Origin of the sequence: Pontibacillus halophilus JSM 076056 = DSM 19796 (genome assembly GCF_000425205.1) — a bacterium.
Lineage (GTDB): Bacteria > Bacillota > Bacilli > Bacillales > BH030062 > Pontibacillus_A > Pontibacillus_A halophilus.
In genome coordinates this window covers 127,958-148,002 of sequence record NZ_AULI01000008.1, presented here as the reverse complement: position 1 = coordinate 148,002, position 20,045 = coordinate 127,958, and the positions used below count along the sequence as shown (strand labels likewise).

At 42.9% G+C, this 20,045-nt stretch carries 24 protein-coding genes; 17 read left to right on the top strand and 7 right to left on the bottom strand.

Going from position 1 to position 20,045, the window contains the following annotated elements; translation table 11 throughout:
• Nucleotides 1-121 precede the first annotated feature (121 nt).
• Both H513_RS0109315 and H513_RS19915 read left to right on the top strand, forming a co-directional pair.
• Nucleotides 122-592 carry a GNAT family N-acetyltransferase gene (locus H513_RS0109315; RefSeq protein WP_026800510.1) on the top strand — a complete coding sequence of 157 codons (471 nt, stop codon included), beginning with the start codon at nucleotides 122-124 and terminating at the stop codon, nucleotides 590-592.
• Nucleotides 589-984, top strand: coding sequence for a nuclear transport factor 2 family protein (locus H513_RS19915; protein WP_036769646.1), 396 nt, complete (start codon nucleotides 589-591; stop codon nucleotides 982-984). The genes H513_RS0109315 and H513_RS19915 overlap by 4 nt, the downstream gene beginning before the upstream one ends.
• Before the next feature lie 11 nt (nucleotides 985-995).
• Here H513_RS19915 and H513_RS0109305 read toward each other — a convergent pair whose 3' ends face one another.
• Nucleotides 996-1,616, bottom strand: coding sequence for a YczE/YyaS/YitT family protein (locus tag H513_RS0109305; protein ID WP_026800509.1), 621 nt, complete (start codon nucleotides 1,614-1,616; stop codon nucleotides 996-998).
• Between the two features lie 37 nt (nucleotides 1,617-1,653).
• Here H513_RS0109305 and H513_RS0109300 point away from each other — a divergent pair, with 37 nt between their 5' ends.
• The 4 genes from H513_RS0109300 (at nucleotide 1,654) to H513_RS0109285 (ending at nucleotide 5,312) form a co-directional block, all read left to right on the top strand.
• Nucleotides 1,654-2,484, top strand: coding sequence for a LysR family transcriptional regulator (locus tag H513_RS0109300; RefSeq protein WP_026800508.1), 831 nt, complete (start codon nucleotides 1,654-1,656; stop codon nucleotides 2,482-2,484).
• Between the two features lie 139 nt (nucleotides 2,485-2,623).
• Entirely contained in the window at nucleotides 2,624-2,941 is a 318-nt protein-coding gene (locus H513_RS0109295) for an ArsR/SmtB family transcription factor (RefSeq protein ID WP_026800507.1), read from the top strand.
• Nucleotides 2,942-3,101: 160 nt separating this feature from the next.
• Nucleotides 3,102-3,653, top strand: a complete 552-nt coding sequence (locus tag H513_RS0109290) for an NAD(P)H-dependent oxidoreductase (RefSeq protein WP_026800506.1) — start codon at nucleotides 3,102-3,104, stop codon at nucleotides 3,651-3,653.
• Between the two features lie 120 nt (nucleotides 3,654-3,773).
• A complete protein-coding gene (locus H513_RS0109285; protein ID WP_026800505.1) occupies nucleotides 3,774-5,312 on the top strand; it encodes an RQC-minor-2 family DNA-binding protein in 1,539 nt (512 codons plus the stop codon).
• Nucleotides 5,313-5,351: 39 nt separating this feature from the next.
• Here H513_RS0109285 and H513_RS0109280 read toward each other — a convergent pair whose 3' ends face one another.
• A complete protein-coding gene (locus H513_RS0109280; RefSeq protein ID WP_026800504.1) occupies nucleotides 5,352-6,872 on the bottom strand; it encodes an FAD-binding domain-containing protein in 1,521 nt (506 codons plus the stop codon).
• A 503-nt stretch (nucleotides 6,873-7,375) separates the two neighbouring features.
• Here H513_RS0109280 and H513_RS19910 point away from each other — a divergent pair.
• The 3 genes from H513_RS19910 to H513_RS0109260 all read left to right on the top strand — a co-directional run bounded on the left by H513_RS19910 (nucleotide 7,376) and on the right by H513_RS0109260 (nucleotide 10,060).
• Entirely contained in the window at nucleotides 7,376-8,752 is a 1,377-nt protein-coding gene (locus H513_RS19910) for a sodium/glutamate symporter (protein WP_051239828.1), read from the top strand.
• A gap of 824 nt (nucleotides 8,753-9,576) precedes the next feature.
• A complete protein-coding gene (locus H513_RS0109265; protein ID WP_026800502.1) occupies nucleotides 9,577-9,801 on the top strand; it encodes a hypothetical protein in 225 nt (74 codons plus the stop codon).
• Between the two features lie 79 nt (nucleotides 9,802-9,880).
• Entirely contained in the window at nucleotides 9,881-10,060 is a 180-nt protein-coding gene (locus tag H513_RS0109260) for a hypothetical protein (RefSeq protein WP_026800501.1), read from the top strand.
• A 96-nt stretch (nucleotides 10,061-10,156) separates the two neighbouring features.
• On the opposite strand, the gene H513_RS0109255 is transcribed toward H513_RS0109260, so the two are convergent.
• Nucleotides 10,157-10,780: a hypothetical protein gene (locus H513_RS0109255; RefSeq protein WP_026800500.1), complete on the bottom strand. Its 624-nt coding sequence runs from the start codon at nucleotides 10,778-10,780 to the stop codon at nucleotides 10,157-10,159.
• A 329-nt stretch (nucleotides 10,781-11,109) separates the two neighbouring features.
• On the opposite strand from H513_RS0109255, the gene H513_RS0109250 reads away from it, so the two are divergent.
• A complete protein-coding gene (locus H513_RS0109250) occupies nucleotides 11,110-11,391 on the top strand; it encodes a hypothetical protein (protein ID WP_026800499.1) in 282 nt (93 codons plus the stop codon).
• Between the two features lie 58 nt (nucleotides 11,392-11,449).
• On the opposite strand, the gene H513_RS0109245 is transcribed toward H513_RS0109250, so the two are convergent.
• Nucleotides 11,450-12,001 (bottom strand): flavodoxin family protein, encoded by a 552-nt coding sequence (locus H513_RS0109245; protein WP_026800498.1) that lies wholly within the window; start codon nucleotides 11,999-12,001, stop codon nucleotides 11,450-11,452.
• A gap of 128 nt (nucleotides 12,002-12,129) precedes the next feature.
• Nucleotides 12,130-12,474 carry a carboxymuconolactone decarboxylase family protein gene (locus H513_RS0109240; protein WP_026800497.1) on the bottom strand — a complete coding sequence of 115 codons (345 nt, stop codon included), beginning with the start codon at nucleotides 12,472-12,474 and terminating at the stop codon, nucleotides 12,130-12,132.
• A gap of 148 nt (nucleotides 12,475-12,622) precedes the next feature.
• Here H513_RS0109240 and H513_RS0109235 point away from each other — a divergent pair, with 148 nt between their 5' ends.
• On the top strand, nucleotides 12,623-12,961 hold the full coding sequence (locus tag H513_RS0109235; protein ID WP_026800496.1) for a nucleoside triphosphate pyrophosphohydrolase: 339 nt from the start codon (nucleotides 12,623-12,625) through the stop codon (nucleotides 12,959-12,961).
• A gap of 176 nt (nucleotides 12,962-13,137) precedes the next feature.
• On the opposite strand, the gene H513_RS0109230 is transcribed toward H513_RS0109235, so the two are convergent.
• A complete protein-coding gene (locus H513_RS0109230; RefSeq protein WP_026800495.1) occupies nucleotides 13,138-14,187 on the bottom strand; it encodes an NAD(P)/FAD-dependent oxidoreductase in 1,050 nt (349 codons plus the stop codon).
• A 138-nt stretch (nucleotides 14,188-14,325) separates the two neighbouring features.
• Here H513_RS0109230 and H513_RS0109225 point away from each other — a divergent pair, with 138 nt between their 5' ends.
• The 4 genes from H513_RS0109225 (at nucleotide 14,326) to H513_RS0109210 (ending at nucleotide 18,082) form a co-directional block, all read left to right on the top strand.
• The gene (locus H513_RS0109225) at nucleotides 14,326-15,168 is read left to right on the top strand and encodes an ABC transporter ATP-binding protein (RefSeq protein ID WP_026800494.1); all 843 of its coding nucleotides are present in this window, start codon (nucleotides 14,326-14,328) and stop codon (nucleotides 15,166-15,168) included.
• The gene (locus tag H513_RS0109220; RefSeq protein WP_026800493.1) at nucleotides 15,122-16,033 is read left to right on the top strand and encodes an iron-hydroxamate ABC transporter substrate-binding protein; all 912 of its coding nucleotides are present in this window, start codon (nucleotides 15,122-15,124) and stop codon (nucleotides 16,031-16,033) included. Before H513_RS0109225 ends, H513_RS0109220 begins: the two co-directional genes overlap by 47 nt.
• 79 nt (nucleotides 16,034-16,112) lie before the next feature.
• Nucleotides 16,113-17,075, top strand: a complete 963-nt coding sequence (locus H513_RS0109215) for a FecCD family ABC transporter permease (RefSeq protein WP_407946609.1) — start codon at nucleotides 16,113-16,115, stop codon at nucleotides 17,073-17,075.
• On the top strand, nucleotides 17,072-18,082 hold the full coding sequence (locus tag H513_RS0109210) for a FecCD family ABC transporter permease (protein ID WP_026800491.1): 1,011 nt from the start codon (nucleotides 17,072-17,074) through the stop codon (nucleotides 18,080-18,082). Before H513_RS0109215 ends, H513_RS0109210 begins: the two co-directional genes overlap by 4 nt.
• 40 nt (nucleotides 18,083-18,122) lie before the next feature.
• On the opposite strand, the gene H513_RS0109205 is transcribed toward H513_RS0109210, so the two are convergent.
• Nucleotides 18,123-18,413, bottom strand: a complete 291-nt coding sequence (locus H513_RS0109205) for a 4a-hydroxytetrahydrobiopterin dehydratase (RefSeq protein WP_026800490.1) — start codon at nucleotides 18,411-18,413, stop codon at nucleotides 18,123-18,125.
• 161 nt (nucleotides 18,414-18,574) lie between these two features.
• On the opposite strand from H513_RS0109205, the gene H513_RS0109200 reads away from it, so the two are divergent.
• Nucleotides 18,575-18,826 (top strand): hypothetical protein, encoded by a 252-nt coding sequence (locus H513_RS0109200; protein ID WP_026800489.1) that lies wholly within the window; start codon nucleotides 18,575-18,577, stop codon nucleotides 18,824-18,826.
• Between the two features lie 159 nt (nucleotides 18,827-18,985).
• Complete coding sequence (gene argC / locus H513_RS0109195; protein WP_026800488.1) at nucleotides 18,986-20,023, top strand: N-acetyl-gamma-glutamyl-phosphate reductase; 1,038 nt, start codon at nucleotides 18,986-18,988, stop codon at nucleotides 20,021-20,023.
• Nucleotides 20,024-20,045: the final 22 nt, after the last annotated feature.

Sequence of the window (20,045 nt, the reverse complement as noted above, 5' to 3'; positions counted from 1 at the left end):
CCACAAAAGAAAATGGTAGAGGAATGCTTGGGGATTGTAAATCGAAACGACTTAGGAGGAAATCCCATAACGGCTATCGAACATGTAGTGTCAAACTCTTAATGGATGTGAGGTTGATTATATGATTAGACAGGCGAATGAGCGTGATATACCAGCCATTCAACGAGTGGCATCGGAAACATGGCATGCTACCTATGAAGGGATTATCAACAGAGATGCACAGGACCGCTTCATAGCGAATGCCTACTCCCAACATTCCATGGAAAATCGGGTGAAAGGGATGTTCTACATAGCAGAAGAGCAAGGTGACGTCATCGGGTTTGGCAACTTCTCAAAGATTGAAGGGAAAACGTTTTATATTGGAGCCTTGTATGTGTTGCCTACTCACCAAGGGAAAGGGATTGGGACTCGATTACTGCAGTACGGGTTGGACAGAATGGAGGACTGGACTGAGGTCGAAGTGGATGTGGAGAAGGAGAATGCGCAAGGGGTTCGCTTCTATGAGAAGCACGGGTTTACGAAGAAGAAAGAATATGAGGATGAATTATTTGGAGACACGTTCAGAACGCTTCGTATGGTGACTGTACGATGAATGAGGACTCATCTCTCTACGATACGCTTCTAAACCTCGAACTGGCGCTGCTTACGGATGAAGTCCGCTTAGACAAAGCCCGGATTCATGAGCTGTTAGCGGATGACTTCATTGAATTTGGGTCATCAGGAACGGTGTGGAGGAAGGAGGATAATATCGGCAGTAGCGGTGCTGGCTCGGTTCATTATGACCTTCATCTCTTTCACGTGCAGCCGCTCTCCACAGACGTCGTTCAAACCACATTCCGAATTTATAACCGTCTTACTGCTGAACATAGACTTCATAGCTCCCTTTGGCGGAAGAGGAATGGCAAATGGCAAATGTTCTTTCATCAAGGCACACCGACTACTTCTTACAGTCCTCTGAATCGGAAGAAGCCGGTGAAAGGGTAGCGGAAGGAAGATTATACATGTTCATGCATCGTCCTTTGACTAGTGAAATAAGGAGAAAATTTCCTCTCAAAGAATTGAATAAACTGGCCGAACACAAGGATAGAAAGTAAGGTCCCTAATCCTACTGGACCATCCAACACATAGGCTATAGCTGTAATCGTTGCTGCTACTGCCGTTTGGGATACGGCAATAGATAAGCCATATCTGTGACTGATCGCAAGGAAGAGTTCATCTACAGGGGAACGGACGTAACCGGTTTGGACATATAAACCAATCCCCATTCCTGCAACTGTCATTCCAATTAGAAAGACAAGAACCTGTACGAAGAAAGGGGCTTCACCAAGGTGAACAGACGACAACACCATCTCGAGCCAAATGTGAAAGGACAAGCTTTCAATCAGGATGGGGATAATTGCGGCCCATTCGATTTGCCGGCTCTTCAATTTAGCATTTACCCATAGTAGGACAACTTGGACTATGCAGAACCACACACCGGCAGAGAGCGTTGTTGTGGTACTAAGTCCAACATAAAGGGCAGACCAAAACCCTGCTCCGAGTCCGGATTTGACAGCCAATGCTGTCCCTAAATGAGTCACAATCATTCCGAACACATAAGAAAATCCTGTATGCATGGTTACACCTCCATAAGTTTAGAAAGGAGTTCTGCTGTTGAAGCTCCAGAAATTACAATCATTTATTGAAATCGCAAAGCACCAAAGCTACTCAAAAGCGGCGGAACGACTCTTTGTTTCCCAACCAGCCTTAAGTAAGCAGATTCGGCTACTAGAAGAGGAACTGGGTTTTCCTTTGTTTATCCGTCATGCACAAGGCATCTTGCTAACAGAGAAAGGTCAAGGTCTTTATACAGAACTAGAGCCTATGTTCTCTCAAATTCATCGGACAATTAAACGCTACGAGCAAGACGATGTGATTCGCTTTGGGTCAACCCCTATCATTAGTACGTATTACTTGCATCAACACTATTCAAAGCTTCAACACCTGTCTTTCCATGTCACGGTGATTGAAGAGGATAGTCAACATCTTGTCCCTCATTTAAAGTCAGGAAAGATTGATGCTGCTATTGTGCAAGATATCTCGGTGGTAGAAGGATTACACAGTGAATTCCTGTTTACAGACCGATTCTTGGCAGCGGTTCCTTCTCAATCTACTTTGGCGTTGAAATCTAACTTGACCGTTGAAGAGTGCCTTTCCATGACTCAAATCCTCCCGTCTGAAGGCGCGTCGTTACCTCATATTAACAGGATGCTTGCCAAGCACCCTTATACGGGTAAGCCACTTGAAACTCACTATCAGGCTATGACGGGTCTTGTATCATTAGGGGCTGGGATTGCCTACGTACCTTACATGATGGCATCGAATATCGAGTTTCGCGGCGTAACCTTTCTTCCGATAGAAGGAGACCCCATTACCCGTGACATGTATCTGCTTGCTTCATCCCGTGACTTGTTGGACGCATTAAAGGAATTGTTTACTTCGTGATCCTCAAGTACAACGGTAACGCAGCAGGCTACCATTCAGGAAATACGTATTTGAAATATGGCTATAACCTCAGGTTATAGCTTAAGTGTGAGTCTCTAGAACTTGCTTTTCACACCGGTTTCATACTACAATACGAATTATGAAAATACCGTATCATCCACCCATAGAAAGCGTATCGTTTACGAAAGTTTTACAAGCGCTTAGTGAACCGAATCGTGTTAAGATTATTCGTTGCCTTGATGAGAGTGGCGAGAATAATTGCACGACCTATACACTAAGGTTAATGTTGCCAAAGTCAACGGTATCTCACCATATTAAAGTTCTTAGAGAAGCGGGGTTAATTCAAGCCAAGATTGTTGGTAAAGAGCATTTCTATTCTTTAAGAAGAGAAGAAATCAATGAGAAATTCCCAGGCTTACTCGATACCGTAATTGGCATAGAGGAAGAAGATATTTAAGAAGCACTAGATTTAATCTAGTGCTTCTTTTTTGTGTTATATAACCATAATATGGATGGGTATGAATGGGTTGCGACTAAGATGAGAAGGTGCTAGTATTAATAACAGTTCGATGGTTTTCGAACAATTGAACTATAAAACAAGTTGGAGGCATACAATCATGCGAAACATTCTTATTATCAATGGACACCAATACTATCCATTCGCAAAAGGACAATTAAATAAAACACTATTCGATGAGATTGTGAGTAATATAGAGGGCTCATACAAGGTTCAAACAACTGTAATTGATGATGGCTATGATGTGAAAGAAGAGCAGGAGAAATTCAAGTGGGCAGATGCAATTATCATGCAAACGCCTCTCTATTGGTTCAGTCTGCCAGGTGCGACGAAAACGTACTTTGATCTTGTATACGAATATGGAGTATTCTTCGGTGGCGAAAGTGAATATGGAAATGGTGGGTTAATGACAGGCAAGAAATTCATGATTTCTACCACTTGGAATGCTCCTGAATACGCATTTAATGACGAGAGTAAATTCTTCCAAGGAAAGACGTTAGACGAAGCGCTTGACCACCTTCATAACATGAATAAATATGTAGGGATGGAACCGATGAAGAGCTTCGGTGCTCATGACGTCATTGCGAATCCTGATGTTGAGAAATATGTAACTGAACTTCGTCAACACCTTAAAGAACAATTTAATGTATAACAGTCTGAAGACCCCATCCTATTTGGAAGGGGTCTTCTTACATAGCTAGCTGAAATTTGAAATAGGTATTCTCCCTCCATACAATAGAAAGAAGACAACTGTTGAAATTAGGTGATGAATATGGCGCTTACACAATTGGCTTACCAAGAAGATTCTTTACCCCTCCTTGTCTTTTATCCTGGAGGGAAGAAACATAAGTGGATTCGTTCCATCGATTCCAAAGTACGAAGAGGCGCATTAGCACGTGTTCATGGTTTGTTAGAAGAAATCTTACACACGTTCTCTGATAAGGACATACAAGCTGTGAGAGAATTCCTTCGTATTGAAGGGGATGGAATCTTGCCAATCTTGATTAATCGTGAAGGTGGTCTCTATTTAGGTGGCTTCGTTAAACCTGAACTGTTCCTCTTCCGGGAATTCAGCCCAAATCACGGGATCCCTATTCATAACGAGTATTTATTTGAACTTCATTTAAATCGCCTTTCCAACGAGAGACTGAGGTCGTTGCTTGAGAAGCTTCTTAGTCAGTATGTATTTACGGCTCATCTTTCAGAACTAGAGGAGAAGGAGTGGAAGGAACGGATACAGTCTGCCTTCTATGCTCATCCCCTGATTGCATTCGGGAGAGAGCAGAAAGTTGTGATTGAATCTATTGAGAAGATGAACCGTTCTAATTTGTTGTCTCAACTGAAGTATCCAGATGATATCGCTTATTGGCGTCAACGTGTTGAGATTGTGATGCGACCATTTCGTGCCATTCCTGGTCAATGGCTCTGGTCTGAAGGTGGGGAGCTTTGTGGTCACGAGAAGGTCATGGTGGTCGATTCCAGAACTGAAAACCTTATCTTGCAATGTGAGGTCTGTCGGTATGAAGTCTACTTCAATCCAGTAGATTATGTACTAACCTTACCTGAAGAGTTCGATGTTGAACGAGCAAAGAAACGCATCTCTACAACCGAACGCCAATTTAATGAGATTGCCCGCAATAACGAGAGGCTTCTTGATAAACTACGTGAACTGGCTAAGTTAAAAGAGAAAGTTGAGTGCCTCCAAGGAGAATGGATGAGGATAAAGGAGACGTTGACATCCATTGACCAACTTCCTCGCCTAGAAGGGGAGCGACCGCATCATCCGGTTGAGGAGATGTTTCGTCTTCTGGAGTCATCTTATTTCCCTAAGGAGCAGATTCAACCTGAACTACAATCATTTAGTAACATTGAGCTCCAAGATGTGCGAATGCTCAATAAAGTAGAGGAGTGGCTAGATCTTCTGAAAGTTGGGCTTCCACAGTTGCTGCGTAGGTATCAAGAACAGTTGGACCACTACTTTGAACAGAACCGAGCGTCTGACCAACTGGAATTCATGGTCGTGAACAAACAACCTTTATATTGGCAAGAAGTAGAGTCCATCTTTCACTTAATATATGAGGAGGGACGTAATTCGTCCGCCCAACTGTTAACACAAGTGGTAACGGGCAAGGCGACGAACAAGATACGAGCTTTACGCCTCCATGAGGCAAGGCAGTTCGGTGTCCTTCAACACTGGTTGGAGAAAGATGTGATGAAAGTGTTGAAGCGATTGGAGAAAGAAGGGTGGATTACAAAGCAGAAGAAGGGATATACACTTTCTGCACGTGCTCTCCCATATGTAGAGGGATAAGGAAAGGGGCCGACCGTATTACCAGGTTGGCCCCTTTCTTTAGGTTTCATTGTTAAACAAGTCAAACGCCAATTGACCTGCTTCTTCTTTTTTCTCTATTCGTCGCTGTTGAGGAGAGCGTCGACTGCCGTGCTTGTCGTAATTCTTGTCTGAAACTGCTTTGGTGTCATGTGCTTGTTTAATGGACCGAAATCGTTTCCGTGCCTCTCGGTTAGCTTCTTCTACGGTCACAATGGGTTCAGGATAGTGTAAATGGTGAAACCCATCATATTTCCATGGTTCGTGAACATAGTTATTTGGAACATGCTTCAGTTGTGGCAACTGTCGCCGTACGAAATTTCCATTTGGGTCATGGTCTTTCCCTTGTTTAATCGGGTTATAGATTCGAATTGTGTTAAATCCGGTAGTTCCAGCTTGCATCTGCATTTGTGAATAATGAATACCTGGTTCGTAATCTAGGAATTGTTGAGCCAGATAACGAGCAGGTCTCTTCCAATTGAGCATAAGGGCATGACAAGCGAATGAGACGAGCATGGCGCGTGAACGGAAGTTGATCCATCCTGTTTTAATCAAGCTCTGCATGGCGGCATCAATCATTGGAATTCCTGTTTCCCCATGCTTCCATCGTTCGAAATAATCTTCATTCCATTCTCCAAATGCTTCATCAAACGCTACATTCATCGTTGAATGTGCAAGCCGAGGTTCATCCTCAAGTCGCTGAATGAAATGGTCGTGCCAATAGAGTCTCGACAAGAATCCATCAAGGTGTTTCAAATCCTCATCGTCTACAACTTTCGAACGCAGTTTTCTTGTTCTCTGTACGACAGTTCTAATGGAAAGATTCCCCCAAGCAAGATAAGGGGAGAGGCGACTTCCTGATGTAGACGAAGCAAGCGGCTTCCCGATGTCATCCATATACCTGACATAACGCTCGCTCAGGAAATGCTCCAGCTCTTCGTTGGCAACCGACATGCCGCCTTGTTGGCCGTACTTGATGGGTGTTCCATCAGGGTTTAATGAATCGAGTGTCTCGACTTTTGTCGTAAGGGGGAAATAAGTTTCCTCGTTACTTAATGTATGAATCATAGCAGGCGACGGATATACTGACTCTTTCATGTAACGTTCCCAATTCTTCTTATGATGGGCACGGTCGTAAGGACCTCTAGTCACACTTGTCTGTGGATATTCAATGAAAGATAGTCCCTTTGCATTCATCCACGCCCGGACTTTCTCGTCTCTCTCGAACGTCTGAGGAGTTCCATGTTCCTCGTGCGCCCACAACGTAAATTGCCCGAGGTTGTCATAGATGGATTCCAATACCTCAATCATCTCCGCCTTCGCAACAAACAGTTCCCCGCCCCCTCGTTTGAACTGTGACTGGAGCTCTCGTAAGCTTTCTTTCACGAATTCAAGGTGTCGAACAGATTGTTCTGTTCCTTCCCATATCGACGGTTCCCCTACGTAGAGGGGGAGTACGTTATCTTGCATGCGACATGCCTCGTACAAGGGGCGGTGGTCGTCCATGCGTATGTCCCGTTTAAACCAAATTACTTGTACCATTCCCACACCTCCCTCATATCTTCTTCTAGTTTAATACAATTATGGAGGGGATGCATAAAGTGAGTGTAGAACTAGAACGGTGTATGTATTAACGCGAATCGAGGTCATTATAACGAATAGGAATGTTCGGATTATGTGAAAGAGAGTCAATCCTACAATTCGACATAACGACTGCAATTGTGAATACAGATTGGAAGCTATATGCCTCTATGAGGAGGTATGAAGAGGAAGAGCGACTATGGTATATAAAACTCAGGATTTCCGGTGTATTTCAAGGTATTCGTTCGTTTATGACGAATTTTTTTAGCCTTTTGTCGAAAAACATCTTCATTTTGAGAAAGTACCGTGCTATAATGAGAACAGTTGGTTGTGAAACGAAGACGTTTTAACCTCAATTACATTCACTTTTGCTTACAATGTTCGCAAAATGGGATGTAAAAAATTATCCCTAAACAATTCCATAATTTTACATTATTTGAATGATTTTGAAAGGAGACATGTGTATGACAGTTTGGAATTTGATGTTGGACCTAGGATTTATTGCCGCTTTGCTTCTAGTAGGTGTAGTATTGAGAGCAAAGGTGACCTTCTTACAGAAATTATTCCTTCCTGCTAGTATTATCGCTGGATTACTCGGATTAGCCCTTGGACCTAGTGGCTTTGGCTGGATTCCGTTCTCTGAATTTGTTAGTCAGTACCCTGGTGTATTAATTGCAATTATCTTTGGTGCGATTCCAATTGGACAGGCTGCTGTGAAATGGTCTGAAACAATTGGACGTGTTCGTAACATGTGGATTTACTCCATGGCGATTACAATCTTAATGTGGGGTGGCGGAGCGTTATTCGGTCTTGCCATTGTTAACAACATTTGGGATACGCCAACTGGATTTGGATTAATGCTAGGTGCTGGTTTCGTAGGTGGACACGGTACAGCAGCTGCAATTGGAGAAGGATTTTCTTCATTAGGTTGGGAAGAAGCAACAACGCTTGGTTATACATCAGCAACCGTTGGAATCTTGGCTTCCGTAATCGGTGGTATGCTCTTCATCAAATATAGCGCAAGAAAGAAGAAGACTTCATTTATCTCCGACTTTAACGATTTACCCGCGCAACTAAGAACGGGTCTTGTCCCGAAATCTCAGCGCAAATCTATGGGAGACGACACCGTATCCACAATTTCTATCGATCCATTCGTATTTCACGTATCCTTGATTTCACTCGTAATTCTAGTCAGTTACTTTACGAAGATGTTCATTGAGTCAATGGTTACTCAAATTAATATTCCTCTATTAAGCTTAGCCTTCGTAATCGGGATCTTGTTCCAGTTTATCCTTCGTAAGACAGGCGGAGCTGAATATGTAGATAAGCGTGTCATGGACCGCATTGGCAGCACAGCAACAGATTTACTTGTTGCGTTCGGAATTGCCTCTATCAATCTATCTGTTGTGTTGGATTATGCAGTTCCACTAATCGCACTACTACTATTCGGAATCGTATGGGCATTCTTGATCTACAACTTTGTAGCACCAAGAATCTTCAAGAAGCACGTATTTGAGAATGCAATCTTTGGTTGGGGCTGGAGCACCGGCACGGTTGCTATGGGAATGGCGCTTCTACGTGTCGCAGACCCAGATTCTAAGAGCACAACGCTTGATGATTACGCACTAGGCTACATTGCCATGGTGCCTGTAGAAGTCGCAATTGTTACGTTCGGACCAATTGCTATGATGGCGGGCGCAGGAGCAGGCTGGATGTTTACATCCATCCTACTAGGAACACTTGGACTTGTATTCGCGATTGCTTTCAGAAGCAATTGGCTCGTCAAGCCGGGATCCCAGGGGAACCCCGTTCAATCTGAAGCAACGAAGTCAGCGATGTAACGTTCGTCTTATAGTAAGTAGAGAAAGGCATTGGATAAGAATCCAGTGCCTTTTTTGTTTTGTTCTATTATTGAGGATGGGCTGGTCCTAATCCTATGCAATGGGGAAGCGGCCTTTAAGGAGTGAGAGGTTTCTGTTGAAAAGAACACACAAGGGCTACCAAGTTGAGAGCGAGTAGTAGTGCTTGAATAAATCTAAATCAGTAGAAAAGCAAGGGGGAGTTATCGCTTCCTACAAAGCCCCCCTAGCTTTTTCCCATCATTATTAGCTAGCACAGAGAAATTGACTATAACTCTTTATTGCTAACATTTTGTATACCTACATGCAAGATTAAACCAATCATACTCCATACATTTAAAACAGTACTAGCAATTAGTAGAAACGATTTCAATAATTGCGGTGAATTCATTTGTGAAGCAATTACTAGCGTACTGCAACCTATCATTTGCATTGCGATCAACAAGGGTAGGTTCTTGACCAATGAAAGGCACCTCCTTAAACAATAGTATCCAATAATAACATTATATGATGTTACTTGAATTCTTTATATTAATAAAGACCTAAATGTAAAATTTAGGTTGTGCAGCATTCGGTTTAATCTATAAGGTATCAGAACAGGTGTAGTAGCTTACTGAAATTCTATTGACTGTTGAAATCAAATTACAACCTATTTCGCTGAACTCTCAAGCATGAGGGTGCTTTATTTATTGAAGGGTTTTCCAAATACATATAGAAAGTAGTTTGGGTGAGGTGGTTGTATTCATAAACGAAACGTCAAGTATATAAAGAACTCCGTAGTCGTTAGTAGGAAGGGGGGATAACATATGCTATGGGTACTTACGCAGAATGAGAAGAGTTTGATGAATGTTAAACAGGTTGTAGTTAAAGGAAAAGATATTGAAGGGGTTATGGGTAGAAGTTTCTTTACCGATTGGAGTGGAGTACTAGGGAAATATGAGTCGAATGCTCGTGCGAAAGAAATTCTCAAAGAGATGGTTAGGAAGATTGAGGAAGGAAGTTCCCTAACCTACTCAATGCCGAAAGAATAAATGAAAGCTACATTCGGTTCATCCAATCTTGAAAGAGGACGTACTTTCCAATAACGTATACAGGATTGGAGGTTAGGAGATGCCTAATGAGGCTATGTTTCTATTATGTATGTGTTCAATCTTCCTATGGGTTTTAGTATCTAGAGAGGCAGTAAAACCTTCTAAAGAGGTAAATTGGTGGAGAATGGTTACCTTTCTTTCTGCTGGTTCTTTATCTGCGTTACTCATTACCATCAACCTTGTTCAAAGCCTTGTTTAAGAGGAGTGTAACAAACTCAACTTGATTGAAACGGCTAAGAGTAGTTACCACGTTGTGTCTTTACGTAATTTCCTTTAAGAATATAAATTGAAAGAACTACCCTTTGTTAAGACGTTCTTGCACTTCCTCTTCATACTTTTCAACCTGTGCATTGTTCTCTGTAATACCGTATTTCTTTGCTAGTTTGGGTTTTAACTTTAACCACATGACGTTCTTCTCATAAAGATCTCGATCAAACTCGTGATTTAGTTCTTCTAGCGTCAGACCTAACGCCTCTGCATAAGCCAAGTGTTGTGGGAAGTCACTCGTATCAGGACCATTACGGATATACTCTTCAATTTCTTTGTCCGTTACAGTAATGTTATAATCTTCTCTTGCGATTGTCTTCCATAGTTGGTCTTCTTTCATTGCTTGTTCGGAAAGGTGCTCTATTTGTTTATCTGTTAAATCAGATACATAGTAAAGCTTGTCTTCGACGATTGTCCGTATTACCCATTTCTCTAGGTGAGCATCAGGGTTCATATTGGTTGCTTGAGATAAAGCTTCATCGAGAAGCCTTTTATAATCATCAAATGTGTATGTCTCTAACATGTGGATTTGTTCTTCTTCACTCTTCATTTCCATCTTTATCTCTACGTGTGTCGATGCTTCGGAGTGACAACCCGTAATAAGGACAATTGTAGACGTACATGTAATTAAGAGCTTTGTTAGGTTATTCATGGAACCCCTCCACTTGAGTTTAATACCTAAATTTTACCATTAATAATCAATGAGAACGCTACTTTTTTACAACTATTGTATTGGAAAGAAGGATCTCTCAATCTTTTCATTTCAGCTTTACAGTGTTATAGTAAGTATGGACAAAGAGATATTACGCTCTTCGTCCATATTTGTTTACATCAATCATTCTTTATAACTCAACAAACATATAATTCCTTTGGTAGGAATGAACTGGATGATAAAGCCAGACATAAGCCAAAAAAGTACGCCTGCACGACAGGTCTGTACTTTTTTGGCTTTTTTTGTGTAAAAAATTAGGAGGTGTTTCCTTGGAGCTTCAAGAGAACGACCAATCATTACAAACCCTTACGGCTATTCGATTAGTGAAGAAGAGTAAGGAAGCCTACAACCACGCAGCAACTACTGTAGAAAATGGCTCCCCTATTGCAGAGGAAATCAGTCAAGCTTGTTTTCAAATTTGTTTGGAATGCTCGAACCTATTGAATGCAATGGAGGAAGGGGCAACAGATGAAATGAGAGATTTGGGCAACTTGAATAAACTGTTATGTGAACAACTGTTGATGGGAGAAACGTCTCTTATAAAGGAATAACGACGAGAAATGAATGATTGAGGTTAAACACGGAAAGAGGACGAGTTAATCGTCCTCTTTATGCATTTCCTTTTTGCTTTAGTTGATGGTTCCATTGTTTCGCGACCGCGATCGCTTCAGTATCATCTTGAATCTCACCTGGCTTAACGGCATGCCCGATAAGTGAACCGCTCATCTTCATCCCAACAAAGTCAAAGATGTAATGAAATTGTTGAACGAGAGGCAAGGCGGTAATCTTCGGGTTAGAGCCACCCGTAATAAGGACATAAGCTTCTTTTTGGCTCAGTTCTGCTTTCAGGTCATAACGCGGGTCACGAAGATATTGGGACCAGCGATCGAAGAAAGCCTTTAGTTGGGCAGACATGCCGAACCAGTAAGAAGGGCTAGCGAATACGATGACGTCATGTTGCAAGAAGAGATTCAATACGTTCTCATAATCATCCTCAACTGGTTGAAAGCCAGCCTGGTCATGACGTTGGTCGGTAATGGGATGGATGTTGTAATCAGTTAGTCGGATCATTGTATAATCCAACCCTTCTAATACCTGATGTCCAAGCCACTCAGAATTTCCGTTCTGTCGTGAACTTCCTAATACGAATGCAATCTTCATAACGAACCACTCCTTTCTGAGGAGTATATCATGAATGTTGACCCAGTCTAATTCGAATCTTCAATCGAATTCATCGAAATTTGCAATAAATAGAAAGCCCACCATCAGTATGATGGGTCTACGTTACGTTATCCTCTAAATTCTTCAACAGCTTCGAGCGCCGTAGTAACGGCCTTACTCATCGCTTCACCACCACCAAATGCAGCGGCGACACCTAGAATTTCATGAATCTCATCATCTGTACAACCTAGTTCTACACATTGGTGTGTATGATACGTTATGCACGTTTCATCTTGTTCTTTGATGCTAATGGCGAGCGCAGTTAAATGCTTGTATTTCTTCTGTAACACGCCTTCTTGAAAGCTAACTTTCGTAAATTCGTTGTATTGACGAGCAATCTCTGGCATTTTCTCTGAGAATAATTGTACCCCACGACGGTAATCGTCTACGAGTTGTTTTGCATAAGTTGACATGTTGTCCACTCCTTATAACTATTGTGTCCTAGGTGTATTCCACGAGGTTGAGGGGTGAAACAGATTGATGGGCTCTCAGTTTGTTTGTACATCGTTGCAACGTTTAGTATAGTGAAAGCGAACGACAACTACAGAAGGGACGGATACGATGACTGTCTACAATAAATTAGTGCGTGACGGAATCTTAGATGACATTCAAAAATCGGGAAACGAGTTTGAATTTCAAGTGTTAGAGGACGGAGCGTTTGAAGATGCGTTACATAAGAAACTTCAAGAAGAAGTGGAAGAAGTAATTTCTGCAGAAGATAACGAAAGTACGCTTGAAGAACTTTCAGACGTGCTTGAAGTGGTGAAAGCATTAGCAGACTTGAAAGGATCATCTCTAAAGCAACTAGAAGAAATGAGAAGAAACAAAGTGGAAGAGAAGGGTGCCTTCAAAGAGCGTTTCTATCTGATTGATGTGTTGGATGGGGAAGAAGAGGAATAATGGTAGGGTTATGCTGTTGAGAGAAATCACAACAGCATGATTTCTTTACAAGTATGTTCTGAGAAACTTGGTGTGGAAAAGGCCGTTCCTTACTATATCTTCAGAAGCTGAGTCTGTTTCAATTTACGAACTATACATAAAGAGCAACCTCTTTAAAGAGGTTGCTCTTATTTGTGTTATCGTATCATTTCTTGAACGAGCTTCTTGTTACGCTCTTTAAAGACGTCGTTGTGGGAGGAGACTAAGCCGGCTTTTTGAGCAGTTGGATCGATATACGTTTTCGCTCGATTGACAGCATTTGCGGCGTCTTGGAAAGCGCCTGCAATTAAGTTCAACTTCCCTTCGTGCATCAGGATATCTCCTGCTGCGTAAATGCCGTCTACGGAAGATTCGCTCAAGGCTGTTCCTTCAATAAATGTATCTTGAATCAGTTGCAGATCAAGAAGACTATTCTCAAGTAGGGATGCATCGCGATCAAAGCCATGATTGATGACCATTTCATCGATGGCTACCGTTTGCGATTCCCCGGTTTCAGAATGGTTGAGCTCTACATACTCAATGCAAGAAGCGTCCTTTTTAGCTAATAGTTTAGTCACCTGTGTATAAGGTAGACATGTAACGGAACTTTCGTGCAGTTGGCTGATTTGTGCTTCATGTCCTTTCAGGTCGCCTTTACGATAAGTCAGATACACCTGCTTCGCGATTCCTTCAAGCTCATTCGCCCAATCGATAGCAGAGTTACCGCCGCCAGAAATGACGACCGTCTTATCTTTAAAGCGTGCTAAGGATTTAATCGTGTAATGGAGGTTCGACACTTCGAAGCGTTCTGCTCCTTCAATATTCAATTTCTGAGGCTTTAAGATTCCGCTTCCTGTTGCCACAATGACCGTCTTTGAGTAATGCTTTCGTCCTGAAGCGCTATGTAGAACGAAATTCCCGACTTCATCCTTATCAATAGAAGTAATCTTTTCATTTACCACGACATCTGGATTAAACGTGAGGCCTTGTTGCACCAATTGTTCCCTTAATTGAGCGCCAGGAGTAGGGAGCAAGCCACCAACATCCCACACCATTTTCTCAGGGTAGATTTGAACTTTCCCGCCTAATTCTGGTTGATATTCCACAATCTTTGTTTTCATTTCACGAAGCCCACTGTAAAAGGCTGAATAAAGCCCAGCAGGTCCTCCTCCAATAATCGTGACGTCGAACAGTTCATGGTTGGCCATCTAATTCTCCTCCTATATGGTTCGTGTTCAATAAATGATTGACAATAACATTCCGTAGGTCTTATAGTTTATATTGTAAACGCTATTGATAATCATTATCAACGGTTTTGAGAAATTTTTTTAGGAGGCTTCCTGAACATGGTCCGACTACAAACCAATCAACTTCAAGTTGGCTATGGTGAACGACAAATCATCAAGAATTTAGATCTCTTCATACCAGACGGAAAGATTACGACAATCATCGGGTCAAATGGGTGTGGAAAGTCTACCTTATTGAAAGCGATGACGCGTATTATTCCACATCAATCTGGCTCCATATTGTTAGACGGGGAACGAATCGTAAAGGAAGATACGAAAGCGCTTGCGAAGAAAATGGCCATTCTCCCACAAACCCCAGAGTCCGCCACAGGATTGACGGTTGGAGAATTGGTTTCTTACGGTCGCTTTCCTTATCAGAAGAGCTTTGGACGTCTATCGAAGGAAGATAAAGAGATGATTGACTGGGCCCTTGAAGTGACAGGTACGGATGCGTTCCGTTATCAAGCAATCGATTCATTATCAGGCGGACAACGTCAACGCGTGTGGATTGCAATGGCACTTGCCCAGGATACAGAGATGATCTTCCTTGATGAGCCGACGACCTATTTAGATATGGCTCATCAGCTAGAAGTGTTGGAATTGCTTCAGCGACTGAATGAGGAAGAAGGGCGCACCATCGTGATGGTTCTTCATGACTTGAACCAAGCGGCTCGCTTTGCGGATTACATGATTGCACTGAAACAAGGTGAGATTGTGAAAGCTGGTTCCAATGAAGAGGTTATTCAGAATGATGTCCTTCGCCGAGTGTTTCAAATTGATGCCTTGATTGGAAGAGACCCGAGAACAGGGAAGCCTATGTGTTTAACATACAACTTACTTAAAGGGGAATTAGAAGATGAAGAAGCTTATCATGCCATTGCTGCTACTACTGCTCATTCTTAGTGCCTGTGGAGGAAACGATGACGAGAAAGGTCAAACTGATTCCAACTCAAATGAAATGAGAACGTATGAATCTGAGAATGGGCCAGTTGAAGTGCCAGCAAACCCTGAGCGTGTTGTCGTGCTTTCCTCATTCGCTGGGAACGTCATGGCTTTAGATACAAATGTCGTCGGTGTGGATGCATGGTCGAAGAACAACCCTCGTTGGGAAGAAGAACTACAGGATGTTGAAGAAGTGTCAGATAGCAGCATCGAGAAAATTATTGAGCTTGAGCCAGACTTAATCGTGGGACTATCCAACATTAAGAATGTAGACAAGCTTAAAGAAATTGCGCCAACGGTTACATACACGTATGGCAAAGTCGGTTACCTTGAGCAACACATTGAAATTGGAAAGCTATTAAACAAAGAAGAGGAAGCCAAAGAGTGGGTTCAGAACTTCAAAGATGAAGCTGAAACAGCAGGCGAAGAAATTAAAGAAAAGATTGGTGAAGATACAACCGTTTCTGTCATTGAGAAATATGACAAGCAGTTTTACGTGTATGGCGACAACTGGGGACGTGGAACGGAGATCCTTTATCAAGAGATGGGTCTAGCTATGCCTGAGAAGGTAAAGGAAACCGCACTTGAAGCAGGTTACCACGCGTTGTCGCTTGAAGCAGTTCCTGAGTTCGCGGGCGACTATCTTGTTGTGAGTGCCTTTGATGACCAGGATAACTCGTTCCTTGAGTCTGAAACGTATCAGAACATTCCTGCTGTTGAACAAGATCAAGTCATGAAGGTAAATGCCAATGCATTCTACTTCAACGACCCATTAACGCTTGACTATCAGCTTGATTTCTTTAAAGAACAATTCTTAGGCGAATAAACGAAACTATACAGTAGAAAGTTGACGGTTTATGAGGAGAACAGGCGAACAGAACATTTCATTTAGCTGGAAGTTTCTAATGAGTATCATTTGTCTCGTTGCTGTGTTTATCGTAGCCATCGTGGTTGGGGCACGTGACACGACGATACAAGATGTTTGGAGTGCAATCACATCGGCAGATGGTTCACAAGAAGCAACGATTATTCGAGAGTTAAGGCTACCGAGAGAAACCGCGGCTGTACTTGTGGGAGCAGCACTAGGGGTTTCTGGGGCAATTATGCAAGGGTTGACGCGGAATCCATTAGCGGACCCTGGTCTTCTCGGATTGACAGCAGGGGCGAATGCCGCTCTTGCTGTTACCGTTGCGTTCATACCTGCAGCAAATTACATAGGAATCATGTTCGCTTGCTTTATTGGAGCGGCAATTGGAACATTGTTAGTCGTTGGAATCGGCTCTTCGAAAAGAGGGGGGTTCTCTCCATTTCGCATTGTGTTAGCTGGTGCTGCCATTACGGCATTTCTAAATGCAATTGCTGAGGGAATTGGGATCACATTTGAAATCTCGAAAGATGTCTCTATGTGGACATCTGGAGGAATGATTGGGACGACCTGGAGTCAAATTCAGATCATCACGCCTGTCATTCTCATCGGCACGTTCGTTGCCATCCTACTCGCTAAACAATTAACGGTGCTTAGTCTAAATGAAGATGTTGCCGTAGGATTAGGCCAGAATATTGTTGTTGTAAAGCTTATTCTATTCGGTGTTATTATCCTGCTAGCCGGAGCAGCGGTATCCCTGGTTGGGAATTTAGCGTTTATCGGTCTTATGATTCCCCATATCGTGAGAGGGATTGTTGGGACCGACTATCGCTTTGTGCTTCCCATGTCCGCTGTTGTAGGAAGCATCTTTATGGTCGCGGCTGATACCGTTGCTAGAACGCTACAGGCTCCTTATGAGACACCCGTTGTTGCGGTTGTCGCCGTCGTGGGACTGCCATTCTTTCTTTATGTCGTCCAGAAGGGAGGGAGAGCATTCTCATGATACAACCGAAAGTGTATCGAAAACAGCGGGGCTTATTATTCCTTTTTATAGCCCTTTCAGTGATTGTTGCGTTCATAAGTTTTGGATTAGGAGATGCGTCCGTATCCTATAATCGAATTCTTCCCACCATTATGGGAGAAGGAACCTTCAAAGAAGAGTTTGTTCTCTTCTCTCTCCGGCTTCCACGAATTATCGTGACTTTCTTATCGGGAATTGCGTTGGCGTTATCAGGGGCTATTCTACAAACCGTTACGCGTAATGACTTGGCGGAGCCAGGTATTATTGGAATCAACTCAGGGGCAGGAGTTGCTGTTGCGTTGTTTTTCCTCTTCGCACCGATTGAGCCAGGTTCATTTGTTTACCTTCTGCCACTTGCTGCATTCGGTGGAGCACTCGTTACTTCCTTGCTCATCTACTTCTTTGCGTATAGAAGAAAGGAAGGGCTTCATACCGTCCGTTTAATTCTTGTTGGGGTTGGATTCTCAATGGCGCTCTCTGGATTGATGGTCGTTATCATGACCTCAGCTCGTCGTGAGAAGGTAGACTTTATTGCGAATTGGCTTGCTGGGAACATATGGGGGACAGATTGGCCGTTTATCTTGGCCCTCCTGCCTTGGTTAATCGTTCTTATTCCGTATGCATTCTACAAAGCGAATACGTTAAATTTGTTGAACGTTAGCGATCCAGTAGCAACAGGTGTAGGAGTACCATTGGAGAAAGAGCGAGCGATTCTATTGTTAGCAGCAGTAGCGCTTGCTGCTTCTGCGGTATCGGTTAGTGGAGGGATTGCGTTCATTGGCCTCATGGCACCACACTTAGCTAAGGCGCTCATTGGCCCTAGGCATCAGCTCTTCCTTCCGCTGGCACTCGTGCTTGGTGGGGGTCTCTTATTATTGGCTGACACTGTTGGCCGAAACCTGGTGGACCCGGACGGAATTCCAGCTGGTATCATGTCGGCTCTTATTGGAGCCCCTTATTTTATGTACTTACTGATTAAGAAGGTCTAACGAATAAGCACCCGCCAGTTGGAACTGGTCGGGTGCTTCTTTACATGCTTTGATAGGCTTGTTCAAATGAGCGTGCTGCTCTAAAATCACGGTCTGTTAAGCCACCTACATCATGCGTGGTTAACGAGATGGTCACCTTCTTATAATCGATTTCAATGAATGGGTGATGGTCCATCTGTTCGGCTTCTTCGCCGACTTTCGAAACGAAATGAATCCCGTCCATGTACGAATCGAATTCGTAGATGCGCTGAATTGAAACGCCCTCCAATGATTCCCACATCGGGAAGTCTGCAAGTTGTTGGTTTACGACTTCTATAGAATAGGCTGACATAGTAGAGCCTCCTTTAAATAAAGTTACTTACCTAGAATGTATCCTGAAATGGGTCTTCCTAAACGCCCTTTCATTCCCCTTTAGGCAATACATAATTCGAGGAATGAACGGTAAGGTGAGCGGGTATAACTAGGACAACCCCACACCATAGGAGGAGAAGCATGAGCATAATAATGAAACACGAAGTCCGTTCGGATCTAGGCAGGTATGAGGTGTGGCTCTATCTGAACCGAAAGGAATTAGAAGATGAAATCCTTGAAACGATGGCTCCTACAATCAAATCAAGAGCCCTTCAATACATTCACAATCACTTTCCGGAACTGCCTGTTCAGGTTGTCCGAGTTTATATCGGTTCCTTGCGATATTTCTCATTTGCATTGAATAAACATAAGAATTTGAGTCCTCTAACCTAACCTTCCTAACAGAAGGCTAGGTTTTTTTATTTGATGGATGTTCGAAACTGCAACCTAAAGTGAAATTGTTTAAAAAATCAAATAAATATACAGGAACTAATTGTATAAATATTATATATTATGTATAATAATTCAATAACCGGGGAGGGGAGTTGAACTATGAAGGTAGGGATTTTGGGAGGAAGTGGATACGGTGGGTTGGAGTTAATTCGACTATTGCTTATGCATCCGTACGTAGAAATCGAGAAAGTGGTATCTCCATCTTATGCAGGGCAAGAGCTATCATCCGTATTTCCTCATTTAAATCAAGTCGAACTTCCAAGCTTCGTAGAGTTAGACGCTCTTGAAGTAGCTGAAGGTGTGGATCTCATCTTTTTTGCAACGCCTGCAGACGTCAGTGCGACATACATACCAACGTTTCATGGGCTTGGTGTTCCTTGTATTGATTTGTCCGGAGGATTCCGGTTGCGAGATGGAGCGGTCTTCGAGGAATGGTATAATCATGCATCACCATCGTCTGAACTGTTAAGAGAAGCGGTTTATGGATTGACGGAATTGAATCCAGAGCAGATTGAGCATGCGAATATCATTGCGAATCCTGGATGTTATCCGACGGCAACGCTACTCGGACTGTTGCCGATCATGAAGGAGAAATGGCTTTCTAGAAACTCAATTATCATTGATGGGAAATCTGGCGTATCTGGCGCTGGGAGAAAAGTGGGGTTAGGGACACACTTCGCCGAGGTGAACGAAAATATATCAGCCTACAAAGTGAATGAGCATCAGCACATTCCGGAGATCGAACAGGTACTAAGTGAACTTGTGAAGAAGGAGACGAGGGTCTCATTCACAACTCATCTCATCCCACTTACACGAGGAATGATGTGTACGCTGTATGTGGGGATGAAGGAGAGTCACTCTACTGCTGAGATAATCGCGTTATACGAAGCCTATTATGAGAATCATCCGTTCGTTCGTATTTTCTCGGAAGGCACGTTCCCAACGCCGAAAGGGGTAGCTGGCACCAATTATTGTGATATTGGCCTATCTGTCGACCACCGGACAAAGCGAATCACCATCGTCTCGTGCATCGATAATTTAATGAAAGGCGCAGCGGGGCAGGCTGTTCAGAACATGAATGTCCGTTTTGGGTTTCCGGAAAAGACAGGTTTGGTACTAACGCCAGTCTTTCCTTAATAAATGTGTGAAAGGGATGAGC

Coding starts and splice junctions, on each gene's coding strand:
- H513_RS0109315 (WP_026800510.1), top strand. CDS start 122: ATGATTAGACAGGCGAATGAGCGTGATATACCAGCCATTCAACGAGTG.
- H513_RS19915 (WP_036769646.1), top strand. CDS start 589: ATGAATGAGGACTCATCTCTCTACGATACGCTTCTAAACCTCGAACTG.
- H513_RS0109305 (WP_026800509.1), bottom strand. CDS start 1,616: ATGCATACAGGATTTTCTTATGTGTTCGGAATGATTGTGACTCATTTA.
- H513_RS0109295 (WP_026800507.1), top strand. CDS start 2,624: ATGAAAATACCGTATCATCCACCCATAGAAAGCGTATCGTTTACGAAA.
- H513_RS0109290 (WP_026800506.1), top strand. CDS start 3,102: ATGCGAAACATTCTTATTATCAATGGACACCAATACTATCCATTCGCA.
- H513_RS0109285 (WP_026800505.1), top strand. CDS start 3,774: ATGGCGCTTACACAATTGGCTTACCAAGAAGATTCTTTACCCCTCCTT.
- H513_RS0109280 (WP_026800504.1), bottom strand. CDS start 6,872: ATGGTACAAGTAATTTGGTTTAAACGGGACATACGCATGGACGACCAC.
- H513_RS19910 (WP_051239828.1), top strand. CDS start 7,376: ATGACAGTTTGGAATTTGATGTTGGACCTAGGATTTATTGCCGCTTTG.
- H513_RS0109265 (WP_026800502.1), top strand. CDS start 9,577: ATGCTATGGGTACTTACGCAGAATGAGAAGAGTTTGATGAATGTTAAA.
- H513_RS0109260 (WP_026800501.1), top strand. CDS start 9,881: ATGCCTAATGAGGCTATGTTTCTATTATGTATGTGTTCAATCTTCCTA.
- H513_RS0109255 (WP_026800500.1), bottom strand. CDS start 10,780: ATGAATAACCTAACAAAGCTCTTAATTACATGTACGTCTACAATTGTC.
- H513_RS0109245 (WP_026800498.1), bottom strand. CDS start 12,001: ATGAAGATTGCATTCGTATTAGGAAGTTCACGACAGAACGGAAATTCT.
- H513_RS0109240 (WP_026800497.1), bottom strand. CDS start 12,474: ATGTCAACTTATGCAAAACAACTCGTAGACGATTACCGTCGTGGGGTA.
- H513_RS0109235 (WP_026800496.1), top strand. CDS start 12,623: ATGACTGTCTACAATAAATTAGTGCGTGACGGAATCTTAGATGACATT.
- H513_RS0109230 (WP_026800495.1), bottom strand. CDS start 14,187: ATGGCCAACCATGAACTGTTCGACGTCACGATTATTGGAGGAGGACCT.
- H513_RS0109225 (WP_026800494.1), top strand. CDS start 14,326: ATGGTCCGACTACAAACCAATCAACTTCAAGTTGGCTATGGTGAACGA.
- H513_RS0109220 (WP_026800493.1), top strand. CDS start 15,122: ATGAAGAAGCTTATCATGCCATTGCTGCTACTACTGCTCATTCTTAGT.
- H513_RS0109215 (WP_407946609.1), top strand. CDS start 16,113: ATGAGTATCATTTGTCTCGTTGCTGTGTTTATCGTAGCCATCGTGGTT.
- H513_RS0109210 (WP_026800491.1), top strand. CDS start 17,072: ATGATACAACCGAAAGTGTATCGAAAACAGCGGGGCTTATTATTCCTT.
- H513_RS0109205 (WP_026800490.1), bottom strand. CDS start 18,413: ATGTCAGCCTATTCTATAGAAGTCGTAAACCAACAACTTGCAGACTTC.
- H513_RS0109200 (WP_026800489.1), top strand. CDS start 18,575: ATGAGCATAATAATGAAACACGAAGTCCGTTCGGATCTAGGCAGGTAT.
- argC (WP_026800488.1), top strand. CDS start 18,986: ATGAAGGTAGGGATTTTGGGAGGAAGTGGATACGGTGGGTTGGAGTTA.